Source organism: Inquilinus ginsengisoli (assembly GCF_031453975.1).
In the GTDB taxonomy this organism is placed as follows: Bacteria; Pseudomonadota; Alphaproteobacteria; order DSM-16000; family Inquilinaceae; genus Inquilinus; species Inquilinus ginsengisoli_A.
The window spans coordinates 290,463-316,494 of record NZ_JAVDPW010000006.1; the positions used below are offsets into that span (position 1 = coordinate 290,463).

General features: G+C 69.5%; 13 protein-coding genes. 4 read left to right on the top strand and 9 right to left on the bottom strand.

The window, feature by feature from the left end:
* Positions 1–49: 49 nt before the first annotated feature.
* The 4 genes from E9232_RS18445 to pepN form a co-directional block, all read right to left on the bottom strand.
* Positions 50–463: a YbaN family protein gene (locus E9232_RS18445; RefSeq protein WP_309796174.1), complete on the bottom strand. Its 414-nt coding sequence runs from the start codon at positions 461–463 to the stop codon at positions 50–52.
* On the bottom strand, positions 450–2,192 hold the full coding sequence (gene cydC / locus E9232_RS18450; RefSeq protein WP_309796175.1) for a thiol reductant ABC exporter subunit CydC: 1,743 nt from the start codon (positions 2,190–2,192) through the stop codon (positions 450–452). Before cydC ends, E9232_RS18445 begins: the two co-directional genes overlap by 14 nt.
* Positions 2,192–3,904, bottom strand: a complete 1,713-nt coding sequence (gene cydD / locus E9232_RS18455) for a thiol reductant ABC exporter subunit CydD (protein ID WP_309796177.1) — start codon at positions 3,902–3,904, stop codon at positions 2,192–2,194. Before cydD ends, cydC begins: the two co-directional genes overlap by 1 nt.
* Positions 3,905–4,213: 309 nt before the next feature.
* Positions 4,214–6,865: an aminopeptidase N gene (gene pepN / locus E9232_RS18460; RefSeq protein ID WP_309796179.1), complete on the bottom strand. Its 2,652-nt coding sequence runs from the start codon at positions 6,863–6,865 to the stop codon at positions 4,214–4,216.
* 609 nt (positions 6,866–7,474) lie between these two features.
* On the opposite strand from pepN, the gene E9232_RS18465 reads away from it, so the two are divergent.
* Positions 7,475–9,343, top strand: coding sequence for a calcium-binding protein (locus E9232_RS18465; RefSeq protein ID WP_309796599.1), 1,869 nt, complete (start codon positions 7,475–7,477; stop codon positions 9,341–9,343).
* A 93-nt stretch (positions 9,344–9,436) separates the two neighbouring features.
* On the top strand, positions 9,437–12,211 hold the full coding sequence (locus E9232_RS18470) for a beta strand repeat-containing protein (protein ID WP_309796181.1): 2,775 nt from the start codon (positions 9,437–9,439) through the stop codon (positions 12,209–12,211).
* A gap of 43 nt (positions 12,212–12,254) precedes the next feature.
* Here the strand turns inward: E9232_RS18470 and E9232_RS18475 are convergent, their stop codons facing one another.
* The 3 genes from E9232_RS18475 to E9232_RS18485 all read right to left on the bottom strand — a co-directional run bounded on the left by E9232_RS18475 (position 12,255) and on the right by E9232_RS18485 (position 17,169).
* Positions 12,255–15,167, bottom strand: coding sequence for a phosphoenolpyruvate carboxylase (locus E9232_RS18475; RefSeq protein ID WP_309796183.1), 2,913 nt, complete (start codon positions 15,165–15,167; stop codon positions 12,255–12,257).
* A 492-nt stretch (positions 15,168–15,659) separates the two neighbouring features.
* A complete protein-coding gene (locus E9232_RS18480) occupies positions 15,660–16,058 on the bottom strand; it encodes a hypothetical protein (protein WP_309796185.1) in 399 nt (132 codons plus the stop codon).
* A 250-nt stretch (positions 16,059–16,308) separates the two neighbouring features.
* Complete coding sequence (locus E9232_RS18485) at positions 16,309–17,169, bottom strand: hypothetical protein (protein ID WP_309796187.1); 861 nt, start codon at positions 17,167–17,169, stop codon at positions 16,309–16,311.
* Positions 17,170–17,419: 250 nt separating this feature from the next.
* Between E9232_RS18485 and E9232_RS18490 the strand changes: the two genes are divergently transcribed.
* Positions 17,420–18,586, top strand: a complete 1,167-nt coding sequence (locus tag E9232_RS18490; RefSeq protein ID WP_309796189.1) for an arsenate reductase/protein-tyrosine-phosphatase family protein — start codon at positions 17,420–17,422, stop codon at positions 18,584–18,586.
* 176 nt (positions 18,587–18,762) lie between these two features.
* Complete coding sequence (locus E9232_RS18495) at positions 18,763–21,339, top strand: beta strand repeat-containing protein (protein ID WP_309796190.1); 2,577 nt, start codon at positions 18,763–18,765, stop codon at positions 21,337–21,339.
* Positions 21,340–21,447: 108 nt separating this feature from the next.
* On the opposite strand, the gene E9232_RS18500 is transcribed toward E9232_RS18495, so the two are convergent.
* Positions 21,448–23,442: a PhoX family protein gene (locus E9232_RS18500; protein ID WP_309796192.1), complete on the bottom strand. Its 1,995-nt coding sequence runs from the start codon at positions 23,440–23,442 to the stop codon at positions 21,448–21,450.
* 168 nt (positions 23,443–23,610) lie between these two features.
* Positions 23,611–25,869 carry a hypothetical protein gene (locus E9232_RS18505; protein ID WP_309796194.1) on the bottom strand — a complete coding sequence of 753 codons (2,259 nt, stop codon included), beginning with the start codon at positions 25,867–25,869 and terminating at the stop codon, positions 23,611–23,613.
* Positions 25,870–26,032 lie beyond the last annotated feature (163 nt).

Here is a 26,032-nt window from a genome sequence, read left to right on the forward strand (position 1 = left end):
GGAAATGACAAGCATGTCATGGCTTGCCCATGATCCGGTTAGCCTTTTTTCACTTCCCCGAGACCGAGTTGGGCCGGGTCAGGATATAGAGGACCAGGATCGCGAAGAAGGCGGCGACGCTGCCAATCGCCAAGCGCGAATGCACCGTCAGGACGATGATCGCCAGGCTGGTGCCGATGCCGATCACGGCCAGCAGCTTGGCCAGCGGCGGGATTGCGCCGTGCCGCTCCCAGGCCTGCAGCGGCGGCCCGAAGCGGCGATGGGTCAGCAGCCAGTTGTGCAGCCGGGGCGAGGACCGGGCGAAGGCCCACAGCGCCAGGATCATGAAGATCGTGGTCGGCCACAGCGGCACGAACAGGCCGATGATGCCGGCGACGACGCACAGGGCGCCGAAGACCTGCAGGACCAGGCGCAGCACCGCGGGGCCGAAAGCGCCGACCGGCTGCCGGTCAGACCGCGACATGGCGCTTCGCCCGCACCGGCAGGGCTGCGTCCAGGACGTCGGCCGGCACGCCCTGCACCGCGATGCGGCCTTCGGCCATCAGCACCGCGCTCTCGGCCAGGCGCAGCAGCGCCGGCCGGTGGGTGATCACCAGCGTGGTGCGGCCGGCCGTCAGCCGGTCCAGCGCATCGATGATCTGGTCCTCGGTCTCGCCGTCCAGCCCTTCGGTCGGCTCGTCCAGCACCAGGATCGGCGCGTCCTTCAGGATGCAGCGGGCCAGGGCGATGCGTCGGGCCTGGCCGCCGGAGGCCTGGATGCCGGCCTCGCCGACCCAGGTGTCCAGGCCGCGCGGCAGGGTGGCGACCCAGCCGGCCAGCCCGGCCGCCTCGACCGCCGCGGCCAGGGTGGCGTCGTCGGCCTCGGGCGCGCCGATCAGCAGGTTGTCGCGGATGGTGCCGGCGAAGATCTGGCTGCGCTGCGAGAGATAGGCGACGCGGCGCCAGATCTCGGCCTGGGGCAAGGCGCGCAGGTCGGTGCCGCCGAGCGTGATGCTGCCGGCATCGGGGTCGCGGAAGCGCAGGATCAGGGCGGCCAGGGTGCTCTTGCCGCTGCCGCTGGGACCCAGCACGGCGACCCGCTGGCCCTCCGCCAGCACCAGGTCGATGCCGGTCAGCGCCGGCCGGTCGCCGGGACGATAGCGGTAGGCGACATCCGACAGGACCAGGGTGTTGCCCACGGGGGCGGCCGCAGGCGTCGCCGGGTCGCGCACCAGCGGCTCCAGCGCCGCGAAGTCGAGCAGCCGGCGCGCGGCGGCGCGGGTGCGGCCGAGATTCTGGAAGGCCAGCGGCAGCGGCACCAGCGCGTCGAACAGCGCCAGCGCGCCCAGCATCATCAGCGCCACCGCTGGCCCCGGCAGCACTCCGGCGGCGACGCCGGCCACGCCCAGCGCCAGGATCGCCAGTGCCGCCAGCTGCCCGGCCAGGCCGGACAGCGCGGTCGAGATGCCGGACAGCCGGGCCATGCGCCGCTGCGCCGCCATCAGCGTCTCGTTGTCGCCCAGCACCGCCTCGGCATGGCGGCCGTCGGCCTGGTAGACCTTCAGCTCGGCCAGGCCCTGCACGCCCTCGACGATGCGGGTGCGCAGCCGGGCGGTGGCCGCGGCGATGGCCTGGCCGGGGGCGGCGCCGATCCGGCGCATCGCCAGCGGCAGGGCGATGCCGACCAGCAGCGCCAGCACCACCACGATCGCGGCGGCGGCCGGGGCCAGCCACAGCAGCACGCCGCCGACCAGCAGCACGGCGATGCCGGCGACGATGCTGGGCACGATGACACGCAGATAGATGGCGTCGAGCGAGTCGACATCGGCGGTCATGCGATTCAAGAGGTCGCCGCCGCGCTGCTCCTCCAGCCGCGCCGGGGCCAGCGGGATGGCGGCGCGGAACAGCCAGACGCGCAAGCCCGCCAGGAAGCGGAAGGTGGCGTCATGCGTCACCAGCCGCTCGGCGTAGCGCGACCCGGTGCGCAGCACGGCGAAGCCGCGGATGCCGGCCGACGGGCTGGTGAAGTTGAAGGCGAGGGCGGTCGCGGTGGTGGCGCCGGCCACGGCCGAGGCGGCGATGAACCAGCCGGACAGCACCAGCAGGCCGATGCCGGCCAGGGCGGTGACGATGGCCAGGACCAGGCCCAGCACCATCTGCCGCCGCTGCGGCCGGGCCATGCGCAGGATGGCGCGGAGGGGGCGCTTCTCCATCATGCCGCCTCCGCCTGGACGCGGCCCTGGTCGAGCAGGATGCGGCGGTCGGCGATCGCCATCGCCGCCGGGCTGTGCGTCGCCACGATGGCGGTGCGGCCGCGGGCGAGGCGGCGGATCGACTCCAGGATCTCCGCCTCGGTGTCGCGGTCGAGCGACGCGGTGGGTTCGTCCAGCAGCACCAGCGGCGCGTCCTTCAGGAAGGCGCGGGCCAAGGCGATGCGCTGGGCCTGGCCGCCGGACAGGCCGACGCCCCGCTCGCCGACCGGGGTGTCCAGGCCGTGGGGCAGGGCGGCCGCGAACTCCGTCACCCGCGCCTCGGCCGCGGCGCGGTCGACCGCCGCATCGTCGGCATCGGGCCGGCCGAGGCGGATGTTGTCGCGCAGCGTGCCGTGGAACAGCACCGGCGCCTGGCCGATCCAGGCGATGTGGCGGCGCAGATCCTCCGGGTCGATGTCGGCGAGGTCGATGCCGTTGACCAGGACCCGGCCGCTGTCCGGGATGCGGAAGCCGAGCAGCAGCGACAGCAGGGTCGACTTGCCGGCGCCGCTCATGCCCACCAGGGCGACATGGTCGCCGGGCGCGATGCGCAGGCTGACGCCCTCGACCGCGCTGCGGGTGCCGCCGTCGAAGGCGACCGAGACGTCGTCGAACACGATCTCCAGCTCGCCCGACGGCATCGGCGCGCGGCCGGTGGGGGCCTCGTCCGCCCCGTCGAGGATCTCGGCCAGGCCTTCGGCGGCGCCGATCGCCGCCACCCGGTCGTGGTAATAGGCGGCCAGCAGCCGCAGCGGCTGGAAGAAGTCCGGCGCCATCAGCAGCACGAACAGGCCGCTGAACAGCGTCAGCTCCGGCGCGGTGCCCCAGCCGATCCGCCCGATCAGGCCGAAGCCGACATAGGTGGCGACGATGGCGACCGCGACCGAGGCGAAGAACTCCAGGCTGGCCGAGGACAGGAAGGCGATGCGCAGCACCCGCATGGTGCGATCGCGGAAGGCGTCGGCCGCCTGGGCGATGTTGTCGACCTCGGCCTCGGCCCGGCCGAACAGCCGCAGCGTGGTCAGCCCCTGCAGCCGGTCGAGGAAATAGCTGCTCATCCGCGCCAGGGTGCGGAACTGCTTGCGGCTTTCATCCGCCGCCTTCATGCCGATCAGCGCCATGAACAGCGGCACGAAGGGGCCGGCGATTGTCAGGATGACACCGGAGACCCAGTCGACCGGATAGACGGCGACCAGGATCAGGATCGGCAGGATCATCGCCACCCGGCTCTGCGGCAGGAAGCGGGCGTAATAGCCGTCCAGCGCCTCGACCCGCTCGATCAGGGTGACCGCGATGTCGCCGGTCTGCCGCTCCGCCCGCCACGCCGGGCCGAGGGCGTGCAGCCGGTCGAGGATCTGCCGCCGCAGCCGGGTCTTGACCCCGGTCGCCGCCACCGCGCCCAGCGCCTCGGACGCCCAGGCGGCGCCGGCGCGCAGCAGCGCCACCGCCAGCAGGGCCGCGAACAGCGGCCACAGGCCGGACAGGGCCGCGCCGTCCATCACCGCGCGCTGCAGGATCCAGGCGATCAGCCCGGCCTGGGCGACGCCGCACAGCCCCTGGGCGATGCCGGCCGCCGCGGTCAGCACGATCGGCCCACGCGCCAGTCCGGCCTGGCGCTTCAGCCAGCGGCCGGCGGCGCGGTCGTCGATCGGTCGGGACGGGGTCGGGGCCAAGGGGGCGACGCTCCAGGTAATGCCAGTGCGAGGTAGAGCGCCCGACCGGCCGGGTCAACGGCACGAAGTGAAGCAGCTGTTTCGTGCCGGCGAAGAAAGCGCATTTCGGACCATAGCGACATCCCCGACTTCGCGGGGGTCGTTTCAGCTCATCCCTTTGGCCAGGACCCGGCCCGACAGCCTCCTTCTCCTTGTCATGCCACGGCTTGACCGTGGCATCCAGGGACGGTCAGAGCGGCTCTTGATGGCCCCTGGATTGCCCGGTCGAGCCGGGCAATGACAGGAAACAAAAAGATGCTCCGAACCTGCTCAGGCCCGGCTCTTGGCGGCGATCTCATAGACGTCGCGCGACAGGTCGGGGGCGGCCAGGATGCGGTCCAGCTGGGCCTGCATCGCCGCCTGGCGGCCGGGATCGTGGCGCTGCCAGCGGCCCAGCGGCACCAGGATGCGTGCCGCCAGCTGCGGGTTGGCGGCGTTCAGCGCCAGCACCTGGTCGGCCAGGAAGGCATAGCCGGCGCCGTCCGCGGCGTGGAAGTGCAGCGGGTTGCCCATCGCGAGGCTGGAGATCAGGGCCCGCGCCCGGTTGGGGTTGCGCAGGGTGAAGGCCGGGTGCCGGGTCAGCGCCCGGATCGCGTCGAGCGTGCCGGGCAGCGACGAGGTGGCCTGCAGCGCGAACCACTTGTCGATCACCAGCGGTTCGTCCTGCCAGCGGTCGTAGAAATCCTGCAGCACCTGGGCCCGTTCCGGGATGTCGCGGTCGCGCAGCACGGTCAGCGCCGCCAGCACGTCGGTCATGGTCTGGGCGCCGCGCGCCTGGGCCAGAACCAGCGCCGTCGCCTCGGCATCGTCCCGCAGCAGGCCGAGATACGACAGGGCGGCGTTCTTCAGGGCCCGCTTGCCGACGGCGGCGGCCGAGACGTCGAACGGCCCGTGATCGTCATTGGCCCGGTAGACCGCCAGCAGCCGGTCGCGCAGCGCGGTGGCGACGGCCAGCCGCGCCGCCTCGCGCACCGCATGGATGCCCTCGACATCGATCACTCGCATCTGGTCGGCCAGGAAGGATTCGCCGGGCAGGGCGGTCGCCTCGGCGATGAAGGCGGCGTCCAGCGCGGGGTCGTCCAGCAGCCGGCCGATGGCGGCGACGAACTCGGCATCCAGGCGCCAATCCTGCCCGGCCTTCCGCGCCGCCACGCCCTCCAGCAGCAGCTGGGTCGCCAACTGCTGCCCGGCCTCCCAGCGGTTGAACGGGTCGCTGTCATGGGCGAACAGGAAGGCCAGCCGGTCGCGCGGCTGCGGCGCCAGCTTGATCGGGGCCGAGAAGCCGCGGAACAGCGACGGCACCGGCCGCGCGGCCAGCCCGTCGAAGTCGAAGCGCTGCTCCGCCGCGGTCAGAGACAGCACACGGGTGCCGGCGGCGGGCGCGGCCTCGCCGGCCAGCCGCACCGGCAGGTCGCGGCCTTGCGCGTCGAGCAGGCCGAGCGCGAAGGGGATGTGCAGCGGCTGCTTGTCCGGCTGACCCGGCGTCGGGCCGGTCGACTGGCGCAGCGTCAGGCTGTAGCGTCCGGCGGCGTCGTCCCAGCTGTCCTCGACCACGATCTCCGGCGTGCCGGCCTGGGAGTACCAGCGCCGGAACAGCTTGAGGTCGGTGCCGCTGGCATCCTCCATCGCCGCCACGAAGTTCTCGCAGGTCGCGGCCTGGCCGTCATGGCGCGCGACATAGAGATCCATGCCCTTCCGGTACCGCTCCGGCCCGATCAGGGTGTGGATCATGCGGATGACCTCGGCGCCCTTCTCGTAGACCGTGGGGGTGTAGAAGTTGTTGATCTCGATGTAGCTCTCGGGCCGGATCGGATGGGCGATCGGGCCGCCATCCTCCGGGAACTGGATGGCGCGCAGGCGGCGGACATCGGTGATGCGCTGCACCGGCCGGCTGTTCATGTCGCCGGAGAATTCCTGGTCGCGGAAGACGGTCAGCCCTTCCTTCAGCGACAGCTGGAACCAGTCGCGGCAGGTGATGCGGTTGCCGGTCCAGTTGTGGAAGTACTCATGCGCCACCACCGATTCCACGCGCTGGAAATCGCCGTCGGTGGCGGTCTCGCGGCTGGCCAGGACCAGGGCGGTGTTGAAGATGTTGAGGCCCTTGTTCTCCATCGCCCCCATGTTGAAGTCGGAGACGGCGACGATCATGAACAGGTCGAGATCGTATTCGAAGCCATAAACCTGCTCGTCCCAGGCCATCGATGCCTTCAGCGCCCGCATGGCGTGGTCGACCTTGGTGTGGTCGCCGCGGCGGGTGAAGATCTTCAACGCGATGTCGCGGCCGGAGCGGGTGGTGAAGCTGTCCTCGACCGCCACCAGATCGCCGGCCACCAGGGCGAACAGGTAGGACGGCTTGGGGAACGGGTCCTCCCACTTCGCCCGGTGCCGGCCGCCCCCGAGGTCGGTGGTTTCCACCGGGTTGCCGTTCGACAGCAGCACCGGGTACTTCGCCTTGTCCGCCACGATGGTGGTGGTGTAGCGGGCCAGGATGTCCGGCCGGTCGAGATAATAGGTGATGTGGCGGAAGCCCTCGGCCTCGCACTGGGTGCAGAAATTGCCGCCCGAGGTGTACAGCCCCTGCATCGTGGTGTTCTGCTGCGGCGCGATCTCGGTGGTGATGTCGAGGGTGAAGACGCCGGGCAGGTCGGTCACGGTCAGGTGTTCGGCATCGACCGTGTAGCGGTTGGCGCCCAGGGCCTCGCCGTCCAGCGCGATCCCGGTCAGCTTCAGATCCTGCCCGTCCAGCACCAGCGGCGCCGCGGGGTCCGACGTCGCCGGGTTGCGCCGCATGGTCAGGCGCGACGTCACCGTGGCCCCGTCCTCGCGCAGGTCGAAGGCCAGGTCGACCGCATCGATCAGGAAGTCCGGCAGCCGGTAGTCGGCGAGGCGGATGGTGCGCGGGGGCGTGCTGGAATCGGGCATGGTCTCGATCATCGCTGGGGCGGTTGATCCGTTCTAGAGCAGTCCGGCCGATGGCGGAAGGATGGGGTGATCCTCTCTCGACACCAGGTCGCGGGGGCGACCGTTCAACGAGAATAAACCGGTATGCCGGGGCTGGAATTCATGCCGGGGCAGGATTATTGTCGGGGCGAACTGGTCCCCAGATTTGCAGAGGCGCCCCATCCGATCCGGGCGGGCGCTCCCGGCCGGCGTGCCGATGGTACCTTGGGATCTGATAGATAAAGAAATGTCTTTTTTAATCTAAAATAATTGAAATAGGGGGAGATGAAGATGTCTGATCCACTTCCGTCGGTCCTCGACGTCAGCAACTATGCCATCGGCCCGGATGGGGCTGGCGTGACGATATACTGGGATTTTATGTCCCTGGCTTCGATAGTAATCGATATCGAGTATACGGTACAGTACTTATATTTCAATGGAAGCAGTGACGATATAGGATACTACCACGTTTGGTTTAGTACATTTGATGGGCAAACCTATACAGACTATTCAGTGGTTGAAAATTTTATTCTCACGGATGGGAATGACCGTGTCAACGCGGCGGTTCACGGGGCTCTTACCGTGTACGGCATGGGCGGCGACGACATCTTGACGGCCTCGATCTTCCTCGACGGGGGCGATGGCAACGACTCGCTGACCGGGGCTGGAACCATGATCGGCGGCAACGGCGATGACGTGTTCCACCTCAACGCCGGGGGCGCCCAGATGATCGGCGGCGACGGCATCGATACGGTCGACTACAGCCGCTACGCCAGCGGCATCACCGTCGACCTCGCAGCCGGGACGGGGACCGGCAGTCAGCTCAGCAGCATCGAGAACGTGTTGGGCACGGGGTTTGCCGACGTCCTGACCGGAAGCAGCGCCGCGAATGCGCTGACGGGCGCGGCCGGCGACGACGTCCTGTCCGGGGGCGCGGGCGCCGACCATTTGGATGGCGGCGACGGGACCGACACGGCGGACTACGACCCCGATCCCGGCCACAACACGGTCGGCGTGACGGTGGATCTGGCGGCAGGCACCGCCAGCGGTGGCAATGCCCAGGGCGACGTCCTGGTCGGCATCGAGAACCTCGCCGGCACCGCCTATGCCGACACGCTGACCGGCGATGCCGGGGCCAACAGCCTGTGGGGGCGGGACGGCAACGATGTGCTCAACGGTGGCCTCGGCAACGACGTGCTCTACGGCGACGCCGGGGCCGACTCCCTGCTCGGCGGCGATGGCGACGATACGCTGGCCGGTGGCGCCGGCGGCGACGTCATGGATGGCGGCAGCGGCACCGACGTGGCGAATTATGCCGCGGCGCTGGCCGGCGTGACACTGAACCTCGCCACTGGGCTCGGGACCGGCGGGGACGCCCTGGGCGACAGCTACACCAGCATCGAGAACGTGCTGGGCTCGGCCTTCGCCGACGCGATCACCGGCGACAATGGGGCGAACCGGCTCGATGGCGATGCTGGGAATGATGTGCAAGGTGGCGGCGGTGCCGATACCCTGATCGGCGGCGCCGGCTTCGACATCGCCGACTACGGCGCTTCGGCGTCGGCGGTGACCATCGACATGGGGACTTCGGCCAACAGCGGCGGCGATGCCCTGGGCGATATCCTGATCGGGATCGAGGCTGTCGGCGGGTCGAACCTCGCTGATGTCCTGACCGGGGATACCGGCGCCAACACGATCTGGGGCCGCGCCGGCAACGACCTGCTCAGCGGCGCCGCCGGCAACGACACGCTCTATGGCGAGAGCGGCGTCGACACGCTGGCCGGCGGCGATGGCGACGATGTGCTGGTCGGCGGCGCCGGGGCCGATGTGCTGAACGGCGGCAGCGGCAGCGACACCGTCCACTACGCCGCCTCCGCGGCGGCGGTGCGGGTCAACCTCCTCACCGGCAGCGGGGCCGGCGGCGATGCGGCCGGGGACAGCTACAGCGGCGTCGAGAATGTGGTGGGCTCGGCCTTCGCCGACCAGATCATCGGCGATGGCGGCGCCAACCGGCTTGCGGGCGCGGCCGGGGCGGACCAGCTCTACACCAGCGGCGGCAACGATGTGGTCGACGGCGGCGACGGCAACGACCTGATCGTCGGTGGCGGCGGCGCCGATGTGCTCAAGGGCGGCACCGGGGCCGACAGCTTCACTTATGGCGCGGTGACCGACAGCACCGTGGCGGCGGCCGGGCGGGACGCCATCGTCGACTTCTCGCATGCCGAGGGTGACCGCATCGACCTCTCCCTGATCGACGCCGACGGCAACGCCGCCAACGGCAACACCGCCTTCAGCTTCCTCGGCGGCGGCGCCTTCACCGGCGCCGGGCACGAGCTGCGGATGGCGGTGATCGGCGGGGTCCAGGTGGTCCAGGCGGACCTGACCGGCGACAAGGTGCCGGACATGCAGATCAACGTCACCAGCGCCACCGCCCTGGTGGCCGGCGACTTCGTGCTCTGACCGATTTTCGGTCCGGCGCGGCACTCCGGGGACCCCGGCAGTGCCGCCCCGACGGGCGGCATTTTTTTCGAATCCATTTGAAGGGGGGCGGCGATGGCCACCATCACGGGGACGAACGGTAGCGACTTTCTCGAAGGCGGCGGCGGCGACGATCTGATCATCGGCCTGGACGCGGGCGACACGCTGATCGGCGGCAATGGCAACGACGTGCTCCGCGGCGGCGCCGGCGCGGATCTGCTGGTCGGCGGAAACGGCATCGACACCGCCGACTACAGCGACCTGACCACCGGCATCACGCTCGACCTGCGCGGTTTCGCCAGCGACGGCGACCGGTTGAGCGAGATCGAGAATGCGATCGGCTCCGCCTTCGCCGATGTGCTGCTCGGTTCCTCCGGCGCCAATGTCCTCGACGGCGGAGGCGGCGACGACGTCCTGACAGGAGGCGGCGGGGCCGATGCGTTGATCGGCGGCGCCGGCCTCGACACGGCGGATTACAGCGCCTCCAAGGCCGCCGTGGTTCTGGATCTCGCTGGAACGGGGACGGTCGGGGACGCCCTGGGCGATGTGTTCAACGGCATCGAGCAGGTGCGCGGATCCGCCTTCGACGACCAGCTCACGGGCGATAGCGGCGCGAATGTCCTCATCGGCTCCAGCGGGAACGACACCCTCTCGGGCGGCGATGGCGACGACCGGCTGGTCGGGGGTGTGGGCGCGGATGCGCTGTCCGGCGGCAACGGTGTGGACACCGCGGACTACACCGCATCCTCGGGCGTGGTCGTCAACCTGGCGACCGGCACCGGGACTGCCGGCGACGCGGCCGGCGACACCTATTCGGGCATCGAGAACGTCCTGGGCTCTGCTTTCTGGGACACGCTGACCGGCACCGCTGCCGCCAATGTGCTGAATGGCGGTGCCGGGGACGACATCCTGATAGGGGGCGCCGGCGCGGACCAGCTGATCGGCGGCGACGGCTTCGACACCGCGGATTACAGCGCCTCCGCGGCGGGCATCGTGCTCAACATCACATCGTCGGGTGGCAGTGGCGGCGACGCCCAGGGCGACGTGCTGAGCGGGATCGAGGCGGTGATCGGAACCGCCTTCGCCGACACGCTGACCGGCAATGCCGCCGCCAACATCCTCACCGGCGGGGCTGGTGACGATACGCTGGTCGGCGCGGCCGGCGACGACAGCCTGATCGGTGGTGCCGGTGGCGACGCGCTGGCTGGTGGGGCCGGCAGCGATCGCCTGACGGGTGACGCCGGTGACGACACGCTGGCTGGCGGGGACGGCGATGACATCCTGATCGGCGGCGCCGGTGCCGACGGCCTCGACGGCGGCGCCGGCGTCGACTGGGCCGATTACAGCGGCGCGGCCGGCTCGGTGGCGGTCAACCTCGCGGTCGGCCAGGGATCGGCCGGCGATGCCACGGGCGACACCCTGACCGCGATCGAGAATATCCTCGGGGGCGCCCTGGCCGACACCCTGGTCGGCGACGCCGGGGTCAATGTGCTGGACGGCGCGGCGGGCGACGACATCCTCATCGGCGGCGATGGCAACGACGTCCTCTTCGGCGGGGCCGGCGCCGACCATCTGGACGGTGGGGCGGGCATCGACCTTGTGGATTACGATGCCGATCCCGCTCACAATTCGGCCGGCGTGACGGTCGATCTCGGGGCTGGGACGGCGTCGGGCGGGAATGCCCAGGGCGACGTGCTGATCGGCATCGAGAATCTCGGCGGCACCGCCTACAGCGACACGTTCACCGGCGATGCCGGTATCAACACGCTGTGGGGCCAGGGCGGCGCCGATGTGCTCAGCGGCGATGCCGGCAACGACACGCTCTACGGCGGCAGCGGCTTCGACACGCTGGCCGGCGGCGACGGCGATGATGTGCTGATCGGCGGCACCGAAGGCGATTCGCTGAACGGCGGCGCCGGCATCGATCGGGCGGACTACGGAGCATCCGGCAGCGGCGTTACGATCAATCTCGCGACCAACTCCAACTCCGGCGTCGATGCCAGTGGTGACAGCCTGTTCGGGATCGAAACTGTCGGCGGATCCGCCTTCGCCGATACCCTGACCGGGGATGCCGGCGCCAACACGCTGTGGGGGCGCGACGACAATGACACCCTCAGCGGCGACGCGGGCAACGACACGCTCTATGGCGAGAACGGCGCGGATACGCTGGCCGGCGGTGACGGAGACGACGTGCTGGTCGGCGCCGCCGGGGCCGATGTGCTGAACGGCGGCAGCGGCAGCGACACCGTCCACTATGCCGCCTCGGCGGCGGTGGTGCGGGTCAACCTCATCACCGGCAGCGGGGCCGGCGGCGATGCGGCCGGGGACAGCTACGGCGGCGTCGAGAACGTGGTGGGCTCGGCCTTCGCCGACCAGATCATCGGCGATGGCGGCGCCAACCGGCTTGCGGGCGCGGCCGGGGCGGACCAGCTCTACGCCAGCGGCGGCAACGATGTGGTCGACGGCGGCGACGGCAACGACCTGATCGTCGGGGGCGGCGGCGCCGATGTGCTCAAAGGCAGCACCGGGACCGACAGCTTCACCTACACTGGGGTGACCGACAGCACTGTGGTGTCGGCCGGGCGGGATGCCATCGTCGACTTCTCGCATGCCGAGGGCGACCGCATCGACCTCTCCGCGATCGACGCCGACGGCAACGCGGCCAACGGCAACACCGCCTTCACCTTCCTCGGCGGCGGCGCCTTCACCGGCGCCGGGCATGAGCTGCGGGTGGCGGTCAGCGGCGGGGTCCAGGTGGTCCTGGTGGACCTGACCGGCGACAAGGTGCCGGACATGCAGATCAACGTCACCAGCGCCACCGCCCTGGTGGCCGGCGACTTCGTGCTTTGAGAAGCACGCGGATGGCGGGGTCTCTCCCGCCATCCGCGCTCTATCAGCCGAAGAAGCCGGTCCGGTGCACCACCGCGGCCGAGACCCGGCGGACCAGGCCGTAGAGCTGGCGCATCGGCCGGAAGATGCGCTCGTTCTCGAACTGGTAGTTCTGGCTCTCGTCCGAGCGGTAGGTCGCGGCCTCGCCGAAATCGGCCACCGCGATGGTGTCCTCGGTCAGCGGGAAGATCTCCTCCAGCGACGTCATCGCCGGCAGCACGTCGAGATGCAGCACGCGGGCGATCACCTGCTTCAGCGTCAGGTTGTGCCGGCTGGAGAATTCCGGGATCCGCATCGCCAGCAGGAAGATCTCCTGGATCAGCGCCAGCCGCACCGCGTGCAGCACGGCCAGCGCGTCGCGGGTGGCGGCGTCGGCATGCGGCGCCTCGTCCGTCACCCCCTCCAGCCCGTCGCGCAGCAGCTGGAAGTCCTTGTGCAGGGCGCGGAACACCCGGCTCTGCCGCTCCCACACCGGCATCGGCTCGAGATGGCCGGACAGGGCCAGCATGCGGTCGGCCAGCTCGCGGTCGCCGGTGGCGGCGGCGCGGGTGATCCAGGCGCCGGGGTCGAGCGCGTCGATATAGCCCTTCATCGCCGCCGGGTTGCTGATCGAGGCGCCATAGGTGACGATGCCGATCAGCTGCCGGAAGCGGTGCGAGCTGCCGTACAGCTCGCGGAACCGCTCCGGGTCCTTGGCGATGGCGGCGCCGGCGCCGCCGACGCTGTTGGCCAGCAGGCCGAGCTGCATCAGGATCGCGTTGTGCGGGATGGCCCGCAGCTGCGACGGCATGGCGTGGTCCAGCTCGCTCGGGTCCTCGTGCTGCCGCTTGGTGGCGCGGCTGCCGGACGGGAACAGCAGGTTCGGCCCCAGCGCCTGCAGCAGCACGCCGTAATCGCGGCTCTCCATCAGCCGGACCTGGAACTCCTTCACCGTGGTGAAGAACTCCCTGATATAGGCGCCCTCATCGTAGAACGGGTCGTCGGCGACCTTGCCGTCGCGGCCGTCCGGGATCTCGCGCAGCACATGCTCGACGATGCGGGTGATGACGGCATAGGCCAGGTCGGGATGGGCGAAGTACAGGTAGCCGTCGCCGCCCTGGAAGCTGACCTCCTGTTTGAACCGCACCCCCTGCTCGGCCATGAAGGCGCGGGTGGCCGGCGGGTCGACATAGGTCAGCCGGTCGGCGATGCCGCCGGGATGGCAGCCGCGGCCGATGGACTCGCCATGGGTGTCGAAGATCAGCAGCTGCACGTCGGGCAGCCCGGCCTTGGCGATCACCCGGGTCAGCCGCAGCCGCAGCCGCTCGATCGAGGCGCTGGCCGGGGGCTGGCCGAGATAGCGGCCGGCGTCGGAGTACCCGGTCTGGACGCAGACCCGGCCGCGCCGCCGGATATAGTCGCGGTAATGCGGGTTCTCCAGCAGCTGCTCGATGATGCGGCTGCCGTTCTCCAGCGCCTTCTCGGTCTCGAACAGCGGCGAGATGTCGACCATGCCGTCGACCCCGAACAGCCGGGCGTAGTACAGCGCGGTCAGGCAGGTCAGCGCGCTCTCGCTCTCGGCGATCAGGAAGCGGATCGGGGCCGAGCTGTCGTTGTACTTCAAGAGCTGGGCCAGCAGCATGAACAGCCGCTTGACCGAGGTGCGCTCGGCCAGCATCGAGCCGAAATTCACCGTCACCGGCTCGACCGCGTCGAGCAGCGCGTTCAGCCGGTCGAGATAGGATTGGCGGTAGCGCGGGTCGTTGGGGTCGGACACCATGCCGACCGCCTTGCGGATGGCGTTGTGCACCTGGGTGGCGTTGATCCGGACATGGCTGTGCGCGGCGCCCAGCCCATGGGTCGCCAGCTCGGCCCGCAGCAGGCAGAAGCGGCGCGACAGGGCGTCGTCGTCGGTGCGCTCCAGCGCGCGGTCGACGATGGCGATCAGGCTGGCCGCCTCGGTCAGGCGCAGCGCCTGGCCGGCATGGATGCGCTGGCTGATGACGCGGATCTGCTCGCGCCCCGCGGCCGAGCCGGGATCGGCGACGGCGAAGGCGGCGACCTCGTCGCGGATCTGGGCGATGGCCAGGGCCACCCGGCTCTCCAGCAGGTCCAGCGTCTCCACCAGGTCGGTGCGGCCGCGCGGCAGCTGGCCCCGGATCGCTCGCACCTCGGCCAGATAGTGGTCGAGCTGCGCCGCCTGGACCAGCAGCCGCTTGTGCAGCGTGTCGGTCCAGCGGATGTCGGAGCGGCCGTCGAGGTCGTAGCCGACCCAGGTGGCCAGGGTGATCAACCGCGGCGTCAGGCTGCGCCAATCCTCGGGATAGGCCTCGCGGGCGACGTCGAGCAGGATGCCCCAGGCCCGGCCCAGCGCGGCCCGGGCATTGCCGATGGCGTCGAGCGACAGCGCATGCTCGCGCGCCAGGGTCAGGTCCTCGTCCGGCCGGTGCTCGGCGGCGCCGACGCGGGCCAGCAGGGCGGCCCTGGCCTCGTCGGTCAGGGCCTCGCCGTCGACGGTGCGGCCGGCGGCCAGCAGCGCCAGGTCGGCCATCAGGGCGCCGGACAGGTTGAAGGTGGGGTGGGCGGTGAAGACGGCGCCGAAGGCCTCGCTCTCGACCCGGCGGCGGAAGTCGGCGAAGGGCACGGTTGCGCCCTGCGCATCCCGGGTCAGCGCCTGGAACAGCGCGTGCAGCTTGGCATCGTTGACGTCGGGCGCGGTCTCGCCGAGATAGCGGCCCAGCCGGGCGGCGCGGTGGCTGAAGCCTTCGAGGGTGAGGTGGCCGATCAGCCCCTCGACATCGGTATAGCCGAGCTTGCCGTCGCCCAGGCGGCGCGACAGCTCCAGGGCCAGATGCTGGATCGGGTTGGCGAACGGGTCCTCGCGCTGGGACTTCTCGTACCGCTTCAGCAGCTGCGTCAGCTCGCGGGCGAGGGGCATCGTCCGATCCTCCTGGTGAGGCGAGGCTTGGCGCGTGTCCGGCATGGCGCGATCCCTGTGCGGCGGGTGCAATGCTGCACCCGCGTTACGCATCCATGTTGCGCTGCGAAGAGCTTGTCAATCGCTTTGGCGAAGAATTTCCTCCCGGAAACGGTGGAAACGAAGGTCGCGCCGGCATGTGGTCGCCCGCGCGCGGAATTCCGCGCCGCGGCCGAAACGGTTGAAATTCAATCGGTTGTCCGGAGGCCCAAAAAGAAGTGGCCCCGACGCGGGGGGAGCGCCGGGGCCGTTCTTCTAGCCTGAGACCGATCCGCTCGGAGGGGAGGGAGCGTCCGGTTCGGCTGACGGCGTATTCGATCCCATCGGAGGACCTTGGTGAGGGTGGGGGGGACACACCATCACCGCCGCCCTACTGATTTGGGAACGAACCCCGGATTGTCAAGCAATCGGATGACGGGAATCGCGGCGCGACGGACCGTCGCAGGCCGTTTGTCAATGGGCGTCGGCATGGTCCTGGGCGTGGGCGCGGTCGATCAGGTCGAAGCCGCGCTTCAGCGCGGCGCCGGCGCCGATGGCGCTGACCCCGAACAGGCCGAGCCCGACATGGTACAGCTCCGGCGACCCCGCCAGGAACAGGCCGACCAGCGCCAGGATGCCGAGCAGGAAGGTGACCATGAAGCAGGAGTCGGGCTGGGTCGGCAGGAAGGCCCGGGTCGGCAGGTGCTCGCGGGCGTCGAAATGCTGCTTGATCAGCAGCATGACGATGGCGACGCAGCCGACGAACAGGGCGATGCCGAGGACGTAGAGGTCGTTGCCCTGCGCCCGGGCGGCGCTGACCAGGCCGAGCAGGGCGATGATGGCGGCGGCCGCGGCCGCGTTCAGGCGTCTCATGATCCGTGATCCGATCGTCTCGCGAAATGCGATCCACTTTTAATGTGGTCCCGCGCCACCGCAAGGCGAACGGCACCGGAAGCGACAAAAAAGCCTCCGGGCGGGTCGGCCTTTCACGTGGCTCGCCTGGCGGCGCGGGAAGGGGGCGGGCCCGCACAGCGGGACTGGGTGAGGGGCCGGCACCGTTTCCCCAAACAGTTCCTCTTTCCTTGTGGGAGGGGGCAGGGCGGCCCTCTCCCTCCCTCGGCCGTCATCCCCGCGAAAGCGGGAATCTTTCGCCGGTTGGAGCGCGACGAGATCCCCGCTTTCGCGGGGATGACGAGGGGGGAAGAAACGGACGCGCACAGGCCTCTCCCCCTCCTGCAAGGGGGACAAGGAGGGTGCTGCCGGTCGAACGAATGAAATGAGCGGGTCCGCCGCGTCGGCTCAACTGCTGTCCGGCGGCTTCCGGACCCGGCGGGATCGGTGGGCCGGTCTCGTCCCGGTCGGCGGGGTTGATGGGGTCGGGCGCCGCAAGGGGCGGGTCGTCCAGTGCCTCGGGCAGCGGCTCGGCCGCCTCGTCCTCGGCGAAAACGTCGTCCCAGCCCTGCGGCAGCCGGCCCGGCTTGAGGCCGCGCCGCCGGCAGATGCGCCGCACGATCTCGTCGATCGGCAGGGTGTCGAGCTCGACGTCCGGCACCTCGGTCTCGGTCAGGCTCTCCCGCGGTGCGGCGTCGGCCTTGGCACCGGCCCGGGCCGGCTTCCCGGCTTGAAGCGCCTCGGCCACGGCGCGGGCGACCTGCGCCCGCCGCCGCTGCCCGCGCTCCTGGATCTCGACGGCGGCCTTCTCCGCCGCGTCCTTGCAGGCCCGGTAGGCCTCGCGGATGCGCTCGGTCATGGCGATGGTCAGGCGCGCGGCACGGGCGATGCGGGCCTGCGCCAGCGCGAAGTCGGTCACGGGCGGCTCGAACCGGTTCCCGGCCACGATGTGCTGGCCCTCGAGCCGGCGGGCGGTGCGCATGTCGATGTCGACCAGCTCGCGCAGGGTGCCTAGCGCCCACACCGTCCACTCCCGGTCGGGGTCGACCGGCGGGGTCTCGGCAGGGGCGTCGTCGATCGGCGCGTTGTCCATGGGACAAATCATGAACGAGCGGCCACAGTTAACGCAATGCACATTGTGTTAACTGTGGCCGGGCACGCGCTTTTGGATGAAGGGGCGCTTGCTTTTAGACGGACGCCCCTCCTTCCGATAGTCGCACCTCCACAAGTGCTTGGCGTGATCGAGACGGCACCCTGGTCTAGAATCTGTTCATATGGAGAGCGTTGAGAGGCGAGCTGATGGGGCCCGGCTGGCTGGTCGGCCACCAGCCTAGGGGCCGATGATGACAGAGAAGACTTTTACCGTGCTGTTCCTGTCGCGTCGGAATTCGGCGCGAAGCGTTCTCGCGGAAGCGTTTTTGAACAAGGTGGGGAAGAGCCAATTCCGAGCATATAGCGCTGCCGTTGAGCCGGCGCCGGCGTTGGCTCCGCAAACGATCCAGCTATTGAAGCAAGCCGGGCTCTCGGCCGAAGGCCTTCGACCGAAGCACTTCCGCGAATTTGCGAAGCCCGGCGCCCAGCCGCTCGACTTTGTGTTCACGCTGAGCGACACCGCCGCCGGCGAGGCGCCGCCCGAATGGCCGGGGCAGCCGATCACAGCACATTGGAGCTCGCCAGATCCGGCGCTTGCGACCGGGGCCGAATGGGAGCGAATGCGGGCCTTTGTTCGCGTGCTCATCGAACTTGAACGCCGGATACGGATTTTCATGAGCCTTCCCCTTCCCAAGCTCGACCGGATGAGCCTTCAGACCCGCCTCAATGAGATCGGCAGCAGCCGTCCGTTGGACCCGGCGTGGCGCCTCGACTCTCAAAGCCCCGCTCTTGGGAAACGCTGGATTTCCACTGGGCGTTTGGCCACCGCGGCCTCCAATACGATCGCGAACCAGGAGGGTTCAGTCACCGCATCATCGACGAGCGACGGTCAGGTGTCGTCGCCGATCCGTTCTCCCGGCAAAGGCAAGTCGGGCAAGAAGGGAGACGGGACCAAGGCGATCCGCGTGCAATACGGCGCGCTACCATACCGTGTGCAGCCGGATGGCTCGGTCGAATTCCTTCTTGTGACCACGCGGCAGACACGGCGCTGGATCATTCCGAAGGGTTGGCCGATCAAGGGCATGAAGCCGGCGAAGTCGGCAGCACAGGAGGCCTATGAAGAGGCCGGTGTGCGCGGTGCCATCGAATCGGAACCGATCGGAAGCTACCTCTATGAGAAGGTGTTGGAGGAAGGCGTGAGCGTGCCTTGCGAGGTGAGCGTCTTTTCCTTGAGAGTCGAGCGAGAGCACAAATCATGGCCCGAACGCCGCGAGCGCGAAGTTCGATGGCTCGCCCCGGCCGAGACGCTTCTCCTGCTGGAGGAGCCAGGACTTCGAGACTTGATCTCGATATATCTCCAGAGGGTTACCGGAGCGGCGAGGCCAGCCGACGTCACAACTGCTTCAGGGGGATTCTGACCAGATCCCATGATCATCGGAGCGGACGGCAATCCGTCCAATCCGCCTATCTGGGTATGCGGAATATGTGCTAAATCCTGCCCATTCTTGTCTGCCTGGGCCAACCGGGCGCATTTCGAAGCTCGGACGCTCCCATGGGAATCGGCGGCGCCGATCAGACAGTGGGAGGACATTTCATGACCCAGACCCTCGACGGCACCGCCGGCAACGACATCCTCACCGGGACCGATCCGGGCGACGTCGCCAACCCCGACGGCATCGACATCATCAATGGCGGCGACGGGGCCGATTGGCTGATAGGCCTCGGCGGCGACGACATCATCGAGGGGGGCGCGGGCTCCGACAAAATGGAAGGCGGCGCCGGCTTCGATACGCTGAGCTACGCCCAGGCCGGCGGAAGCGTCACCGTGTATCTGAGCCTCGGGGGCCTGTCGGGCGAGGCCTCGGGCGACCAGATCAGCGGCTTCGAGGCCCTGATCGGCAGCGCCTTCAACGACCAGCTCGTCGGCGACGCCGGGGCCAATACGATCGATGGCGGCACCGGCAGCGACTTCATCGGGATCAGCGGTGGCGCCGATAAGATGGACGGCGGCGACGGCTCGGACTACGTCAACGGCACTACTGCGACCTCGGCCATCGACGTCAACCTGACCACCGGGGTCGGGCAGGGCTGGGCCGCAGGCTGCACCTTCTCCAGCTTCGAGGCGGTCCTGGGCTCGTTCTTCAACGACATCCTGACCGCCAACCTGAACCTCGGCACCATGCTGACTGGGGAAGGCGGCAACGACACGCTCAACGGCGCCAATGGGGACGACACTCTGGTCGGCGACATCGTTTTCAGCCAATTTGGCAGCGGCGGCACTGACACGCTGAACGGCGGGGCCGGCAACGACACGCTCACTGGTGGCGAGTTGGGCGACGTGCTGAATGGCGGCGCCGGAATCGACACCGCCGTCTATTCCTTATCCAGTGCGGCGGTGACCATCAACCTGGCGACCGGGGCCGCCTCCGGCGGCGATGCCGACGGCGACACGCTGACCAGTATCGAGAACGTCGCCGGCTCCGTCTTCAACGACGTGCTGGCCGGCAGCACCGCGGCCAACACGCTGGATGGCGGCGACGGCACCGACCAGGTGACCTATGCCGCGTCCGGCGCCGCGGTGAGCATCAACCTCACCACCAACGCCAACAACGGCGGCGACGCCCAGGGCGACACGCTGCTCGCTGTCGAGAACGTCACCGGCTCGGCTTTCGGCGACACCCTGATCGGCAGCACGGCGGTCAACGTGCTGGCCGGCGGCGACGGCAACGACGTGCTCGACGGCGGGGCCGGGGCCGACACGCTGGACGGCGGTGCCGGCAGCGACACGGCGACCTATGCCCAATCGAATGCGGCGGTCACCATCAACCTGATCTTCGGCGGGAACACCGGCGGCCATGCCCAGGGCGACGTGCTGCAGGGCATCGAAAACCTGGTCGGCTCGGCCTTTGGCGACACGCTGATCGGCGATTCCGGGGACAACGTCATCGACGGTGGCGCCGGCGACGACCAGATCGTCGGCTATGACGGTGCCGACACCATCAACGGCGGCGCCGGCATCGACACGGTCTATTACTTCAACGCGGCGGTGATCGTGAACCTGGCCACCGGCAGCGGCACGGGCGGCGACGCCCAGGGCGACACCTACCAGAATGTCGAGAACGTCGTCGGCTCGGCCCTCGCCGACCGGCTGTACGGCGACGCCGTTGCCAATGCGCTGAGCGGCGAGGACGGCGACGACACGCTCCGCGGCGGCGCAGGGGCGGATGTGCTGGACGGCGGCCACGGCTCGGATTTCGCCAACTACCAGGGCTCGGCCGCGGCGGTGACGGTCGACCTGCTCAACCACAGCGCCTCGGGCGGCGATGCCCAGGGCGACACGCTGGCCAACATCGAGAATCTCTACGGCTCCAGCAACGACGACCATCTCAGCGGCGATGCCGGCCGCAACGTGATCGGCGGCGAGAGCGGCAACGACACCCTGGCCGGAAATGGTGGCGACGACGCCATGAACGGTGAGAACGGCAACGACAATCTCGATGGCGGCGATGGGGCCGACCGCCTTGTCGGCGGCGCCGGCACCGACACCATCCATGGTGGCGCGGGCATCGACTCGATCGATGCCGGGGCCGACAACGACATCGTCTTCGGCGATGCCGGCAATGACGGCGTCTATGGCGGGACCGGTGACGACCAGATCGACGGCGGCGACGGCAACGACGTGCTCGAAGGCGCGGTCGGGGATGACACCATCAACGGCGGCGGCCAAGCCGACATCCTCCTCGGCGGGGACGGCAACGACACGCTCCGCGGCGGAGACGCCAACGACCGCCTGGTCGGGGGCGCTGGCGACGACGTGATCACCGGCGGTGGCGGCAGCGAGCTGCTGCAGGGTGGTGCCGGCAACGACACCTTCACGTATCAGGTAATCGGCGACAGCACGGTGGCGGCGGCGGGCAAGGACGTGATCGTCGACTTCACCACCGGCGACAGGATCGACTTGTCGGCGATCGACGCCAACGGCGCCGCGGCCGGCGACGGCGCCTTCATCTTCGGCACCGGCGCCTTCACCAGGGTGGCCGGCGAACTGCGTGTGGTGACCATCGGCGGGGTGCAACTGGTCGCGGCCGATATCAATGGCGACCGGCAGATCGACTTCGCCATCAACGTCATCTCCGACCATGCGCTGACCGCGGCGGATTTCGTGCTGTAGCGGATCGGCGGGTCGAGCGCCATCGGCGCCTCGACCCGCTCGGTCCTATGCCTGGGGCTGGGTGTGACCTCTCCCGCGAGGCGGAAGGGGTCACACGCCATTGGGCAATCAGGCGCCGATCTTGCCGCCGCCCTGCTTGGTGATCACCACCACCGACGGCCGCGGCGGCACGCCGTCCTGGAAGTCCGGCCAGCGGGTCGACGGGTCGGCGAAGGTGCTCGGCCGGCCGAATTCCGGCCATTCCTTGCCGCCTTCGCCCGGATGCTGCACCGAGACGAAAAAGGTGGCGAGGTCCGGGGTGATCTTCGGGCCGCACATCTCGGCCCCGACCGGGACGCGGAAGAACAGCTTGCCGGTGCCGCGGGCCTCGCCCTCGGTCTCCAGCCCCCAGATGCCGTCGGCGCGGCCGCTGTATTTGTAGTTGTTGCCGTCAGTGGCGACCCACAGCCGGCCATCGGCGTCGATCTCGCAATTGTCCGGCGACCCGAACCAGCCGTTCTGGGTGGTGCCGGGGTGGAAGGTGGCGCCGACAGCGGCGACGCTGGGGTCGCCGCACTTCACCAGCAGGTCCCAGGACGCGGTGGTCGCGGCATGGTCGCCATCGGTCGGCAGGATCTCGACGATGTGGCCGAACTTGTTCTCCGGCCGCGGGTTCACCGCGTCGACCTGCTCGGCCTTGCGCTTGTCGTTGTTGGTCAGGATGACATAGACCTTGCCGTTCACCGGGTTCGGCTGCACGTCCTCCGGCCGGTCCATCTTGGTGGCGCCCAAGAGGTCGCCGGCGCGGCGGGTCTCGATCAGCACATCGGCCTGGCTCTTGAAGCCGTTGGCCTCGGTCAGCGGGCCCTGGCCGAACACCACCGGCATCCAGGCGACCTTGCCGTCGGCGTCGAATTTCGCGACGTACAGCGTGCCCTCGTCCAGCAGATCCATGTTGGCCTTGCGGTCGGCCGGGTTGAACTTGCCCGCGGTGACGAATTTGTAGAGGTAGTCGAAGCGCTGGTCGTCGCCCATGTAGAACACCACGCGGCCATCCTTGGCCACGATGCTCTCGGCGCCCTCATGCTTGAAGCGGCCCATCGCGGTGCGCTTCTTCGGGGTGGAGGTCGGGTCGGTCGGGTCGATCTCGACCACCCAGCCGAAGCGGTTCGGCTCGTTCGGCTCCTTGACCAGGTCGAAGCGGTCGTGATGCAGGCTCCAGCCGTACTCGGCCTCGCCCAGGCCGTAGCGCTTGTAGTTGCGCGCCTCCGGGTGGTCGTCCTTCAGCTCGCCGCCGAAATAGCCGTTGAAGTTCTCCTCGGCATGCACCGTGGTGCCCCAGGGCGTGGTGCCGCCGGCGCAGTTGTTGATGGTGCCGATGACCTTGGTGCCGGTGGCGTCGGCCGAGGTCTTCAGCCGGTCGTGGCCGGCCGCCGGGCCGGTGACCAGGAACTCGGTCGACCGCGCGGTAATGCGGCGGCCATAGGCGCTGTCCGGCACCACGGCCCATTTGCCGTCGGCGCCGCGCTTGATCTCGATCACCGACTGGCCATGGGCGGCCATCTCGATGTCGATCTGCTCCTTGCTCTGCGCGCTCAGCTCGAACTCGCCCTTGGCGTCGGCCAGGCCGGGGAACATGATCGCGGCGTCGGTGTATTCGTGGTTCACCACCAGCAGGCCGTGGTCGCTGGTAGTCGACCCCAGCGGGAGCGGCACATAGCCGATGTAGTCGTTGTTGTAGCCGAACTGCTTCTCCTGGGCGTCCGCCGTCTGCTTCTGCACGTCGAAGGCGGGGGCGCCCTTGACCACCGGGTCGCCCCAGCGGATCAGGATGTCGGCATCGTAGCCCTGGGCGACATGGTGCTTGGTGTCGACCCCGGCCTGCAGCTCGTCGAAGGCGAAGCGCGAGCCCGAGGCCTGCGCCGGGCGGCTGGACAGCAGCGCCGCCGCCGGCCCCATCACCGCGCTGATCGCCGTGACGGCGAGGGCGCCGCGCAGCATGCCGCGCCGGCCGAAGCGGGCGTTGACGATGTCGCCCATCGTCGGGTTGGCGGAAGCGTTGCTGCTGCGGTCGTCCTGCTGTTCGTAGCGCTGGACGCGCGAAAGCGTGGAGTCGTGGTCCATCTCGGTCCTCTGGGCTGGCATGCCGTGGGCGGCGGGCTCGGGTCGAGGCCGGACATTAACTATCTGTAATGTTGGATCTGTTGCAGTTGGATGACGGTTCGATGACGCCGGGGACGTCGGCCCGGGCCGGCCGACGGGACTCGGCCGGCCCGGGCTTTGCTGTTGGCGCTATTCGCTGACCACGCAGGTCGGGCTGACCTTCACGATCAGCGGCAGGCTGGTGAAACCGGCGGTGCCGGTGGCGGTGGCCAGCTGCATCCGGCAGGTGTTGGTCGCCTGGTTGCGGGTCGCGGTCACCGTCACGCGGTTGCCGGCGGGCGGGTCCAGGACGACGTGGACGCCGTTGAGCGCCGGGGCCTCGTAGCTGCTCAGCCGGGTGCCGACGGCGGTCCACACCACGGCATATTGCTTGCCGTCGCGCTGCACCGTGGTCACCGACACGGTGCCGTCGGTCCGGGTGGCCGCGAGCGGCGTCGCGGCGGTGGTGGAATCGACGTCCAGCAGGTGGACGCTGCTGGGGTTGGGGCCGGGCACCTGGACGTTCCACTCGCTCGACGCGAACCGCCCGACGGTGCAGGCGCCCTGCAGCGGATCGCAGCTGTCATCCACCGTGACCGGATGGACCGCGGTGGTGGCAGCACCGGCCAGCCGGCGGACCAGCAGCGCCGACCCGCCCACCACGGCGCGCGCCCGGTCACCGCCGGAGGCGACGAAGGTGCCGAGCGAGCGGAAGCGCAGCAGCAGCGGATTCGGCGTTGCCGAATAGGCCGCCCTGGTCGCCAGGGCGTCGCGCACCAGCACCGAGGCGCCGGTCGTGCCCGGCAGCAGCACGATCTCGCGCCGCGCCACGCCGACGATCGCCGAGGCGTTGCCCTGGAAGCGGAACTGCCCGGCATAGTCGCAGCGCGTCACCGCGACGCCCGTGCTGGGGCTGGACCGCGCCAGCAGGAACCGCGTCGACAGCCCCGCCGGCACGATGTCGGGCGGATTCACCTCGCCCCAGCTGGCCTGGCTCGGCCGGTACTCCGGGTTGAAATGCGGCTGCGACATCGTCGGCGCGTTGCCGGTCAGCGTCGACTGAGACCCGTAGGGCGACGGGTCGACCAGCAGGTCGTCGGCGCCGCGGGTCAGGGTGATGTTGCCGGCGTCGACATGCTGGTGGTTGCTGATGATGCCGCGGCACTGGCTGACCAGCCAGGTGCCGGTCGGGGCGAAGCTGGTGCGGGCATAGAAGTTGCCGGAGCCGGCGGCGAGATAGCTCACCGGCAGCGCGGCGCGGTTGATGGTCTGGGCCGGGGTCGTCTCGGCCGCGACCAGCGACTGGGTCAGGAGGGTGAAGTCGCCGTTGAGGGCCGGTGTCGGCAGGGCGAGACGGGCGATCTCTCCCTTGGCCTGGGCCTTGTCCGCCGCGGCGGCGGGGCCGGCGATCACGCCGTAGAGCGGCAGGGGGTCGGGCTCCAGCGTCGGCGCTTCGTTCTGGACGTCGCCGCCGATGAACGTCCGGTTGTTCGGGGTCAGGGCGTAGACTTGGCGGATCAGCACCGCATGCAGCCAGGGTCCGATCCAGGGCTGCTGCACGCCCTGCTGGACCATGGCCCGGCCGGCCAGGGCGTAGGACGCCACGGAGAGCGGCCCGTACTCCCAGCCCTCAGCCCAGTCGCCGCCCAGCATCGGCCGGCGCGGGGCCTGGGCGGCGGCCATGATGTGGCCCCACATCTCGTTGGTGACGTAGGTCCACAGCGACGTGCCGGTGCCGGCCGTCGCGGCGTCCATCTCGTCGGCGTGGCCGATCGCCATCAGGGTCACCGCCAGCACGTGGCCGGCATGGTAGTTCGACCCGGTGTCGGCGCGTTCGAAGCTGTCCGGGTCCATGTGGAAGGCAAGCCACTGCTTGAACCGGGTGGCGTACCGGGCCCGCAGGGTGGGGCTCAGGTCGTCGTGCAGCCAGTCGTAGCCCAGCGCGGTCCAGGCGACGTAGGTGCGCATCGAATAGCCGGCATCCTGCGCGGCGATGCCAAACGGGGTGGGCGACCCGCAGCTGTTCGGGTAGCAGGGGCCGTCGCCATCGCCGACGGTCTGCGCATCGTCCATCAGCGCGGTCCAGTACTTGATCGCAGTGTCGCGATGCAGGGCCGATCTGGTGGTCTCATAGGCCACCAGGCAGGCGTCCAGCGCCTCGACCCAGCGGAAGCCTTGAAACTGGCCGTCCGAGTAGTCCGCGGGGTCCAGCCTCGCGTTGTTGCATTTGGTGATCGCGCGGTTGACCGGGCTGTTGGGCACGGACTGGATCGCCTGCCAGCTGGCGACGATCTGCGGCGTCAGCCAGATGCGCGGATGCGGGCCGGACGGAACCGCGGCCAGGGCGGGCAGGGCGGTGGCGACGAGGAACAGCAGGGTGCCCTGAAGAATTCGTCGAAATCTTGGCATAATTTCCCCCAGAGGTCGGCAATCGAAGTATTGGGAAAAACTTCTCTTCCGGATCCTGGTGTTATGCTTCAGGCCGCCCAAAATTGCCATGCGCGGGGCGGTTGTTTCTTTGAGTACTCAAGCGATGGCGGCGCCTCGATAGGACGTTCCGCCTAAGGATAAC

What these genes read in the sequence shown, in the direction of transcription:
- E9232_RS18445 (WP_309796174.1), bottom strand. Translation starts at nt 463, where the DNA reads ATGTCGCGGTCTGACCGGCAGCCGGTCGGCGCTTTCGGCCCCGCGGTG.
- cydC (WP_309796175.1), bottom strand. Translation starts at nt 2,192, where the DNA reads ATGGAGAAGCGCCCCCTCCGCGCCATCCTGCGCATGGCCCGGCCGCAG.
- pepN (WP_309796179.1), bottom strand. Translation starts at nt 6,865, where the DNA reads ATGCCCGATTCCAGCACGCCCCCGCGCACCATCCGCCTCGCCGACTAC.
- E9232_RS18465 (WP_309796599.1), top strand. Translation starts at nt 7,475, where the DNA reads ATGGGCGGCGACGACATCTTGACGGCCTCGATCTTCCTCGACGGGGGC.
- E9232_RS18470 (WP_309796181.1), top strand. Translation starts at nt 9,437, where the DNA reads ATGGCCACCATCACGGGGACGAACGGTAGCGACTTTCTCGAAGGCGGC.
- E9232_RS18475 (WP_309796183.1), bottom strand. Translation starts at nt 15,167, where the DNA reads ATGCCCCTCGCCCGCGAGCTGACGCAGCTGCTGAAGCGGTACGAGAAG.
- E9232_RS18480 (WP_309796185.1), bottom strand. Translation starts at nt 16,058, where the DNA reads ATGAGACGCCTGAACGCGGCCGCGGCCGCCGCCATCATCGCCCTGCTC.
- E9232_RS18485 (WP_309796187.1), bottom strand. Translation starts at nt 17,169, where the DNA reads ATGGACAACGCGCCGATCGACGACGCCCCTGCCGAGACCCCGCCGGTC.
- E9232_RS18490 (WP_309796189.1), top strand. Translation starts at nt 17,420, where the DNA reads ATGACAGAGAAGACTTTTACCGTGCTGTTCCTGTCGCGTCGGAATTCG.
- E9232_RS18495 (WP_309796190.1), top strand. Translation starts at nt 18,763, where the DNA reads ATGACCCAGACCCTCGACGGCACCGCCGGCAACGACATCCTCACCGGG.
- E9232_RS18500 (WP_309796192.1), bottom strand. Translation starts at nt 23,442, where the DNA reads ATGGACCACGACTCCACGCTTTCGCGCGTCCAGCGCTACGAACAGCAG.
- E9232_RS18505 (WP_309796194.1), bottom strand. Translation starts at nt 25,869, where the DNA reads ATGCCAAGATTTCGACGAATTCTTCAGGGCACCCTGCTGTTCCTCGTC.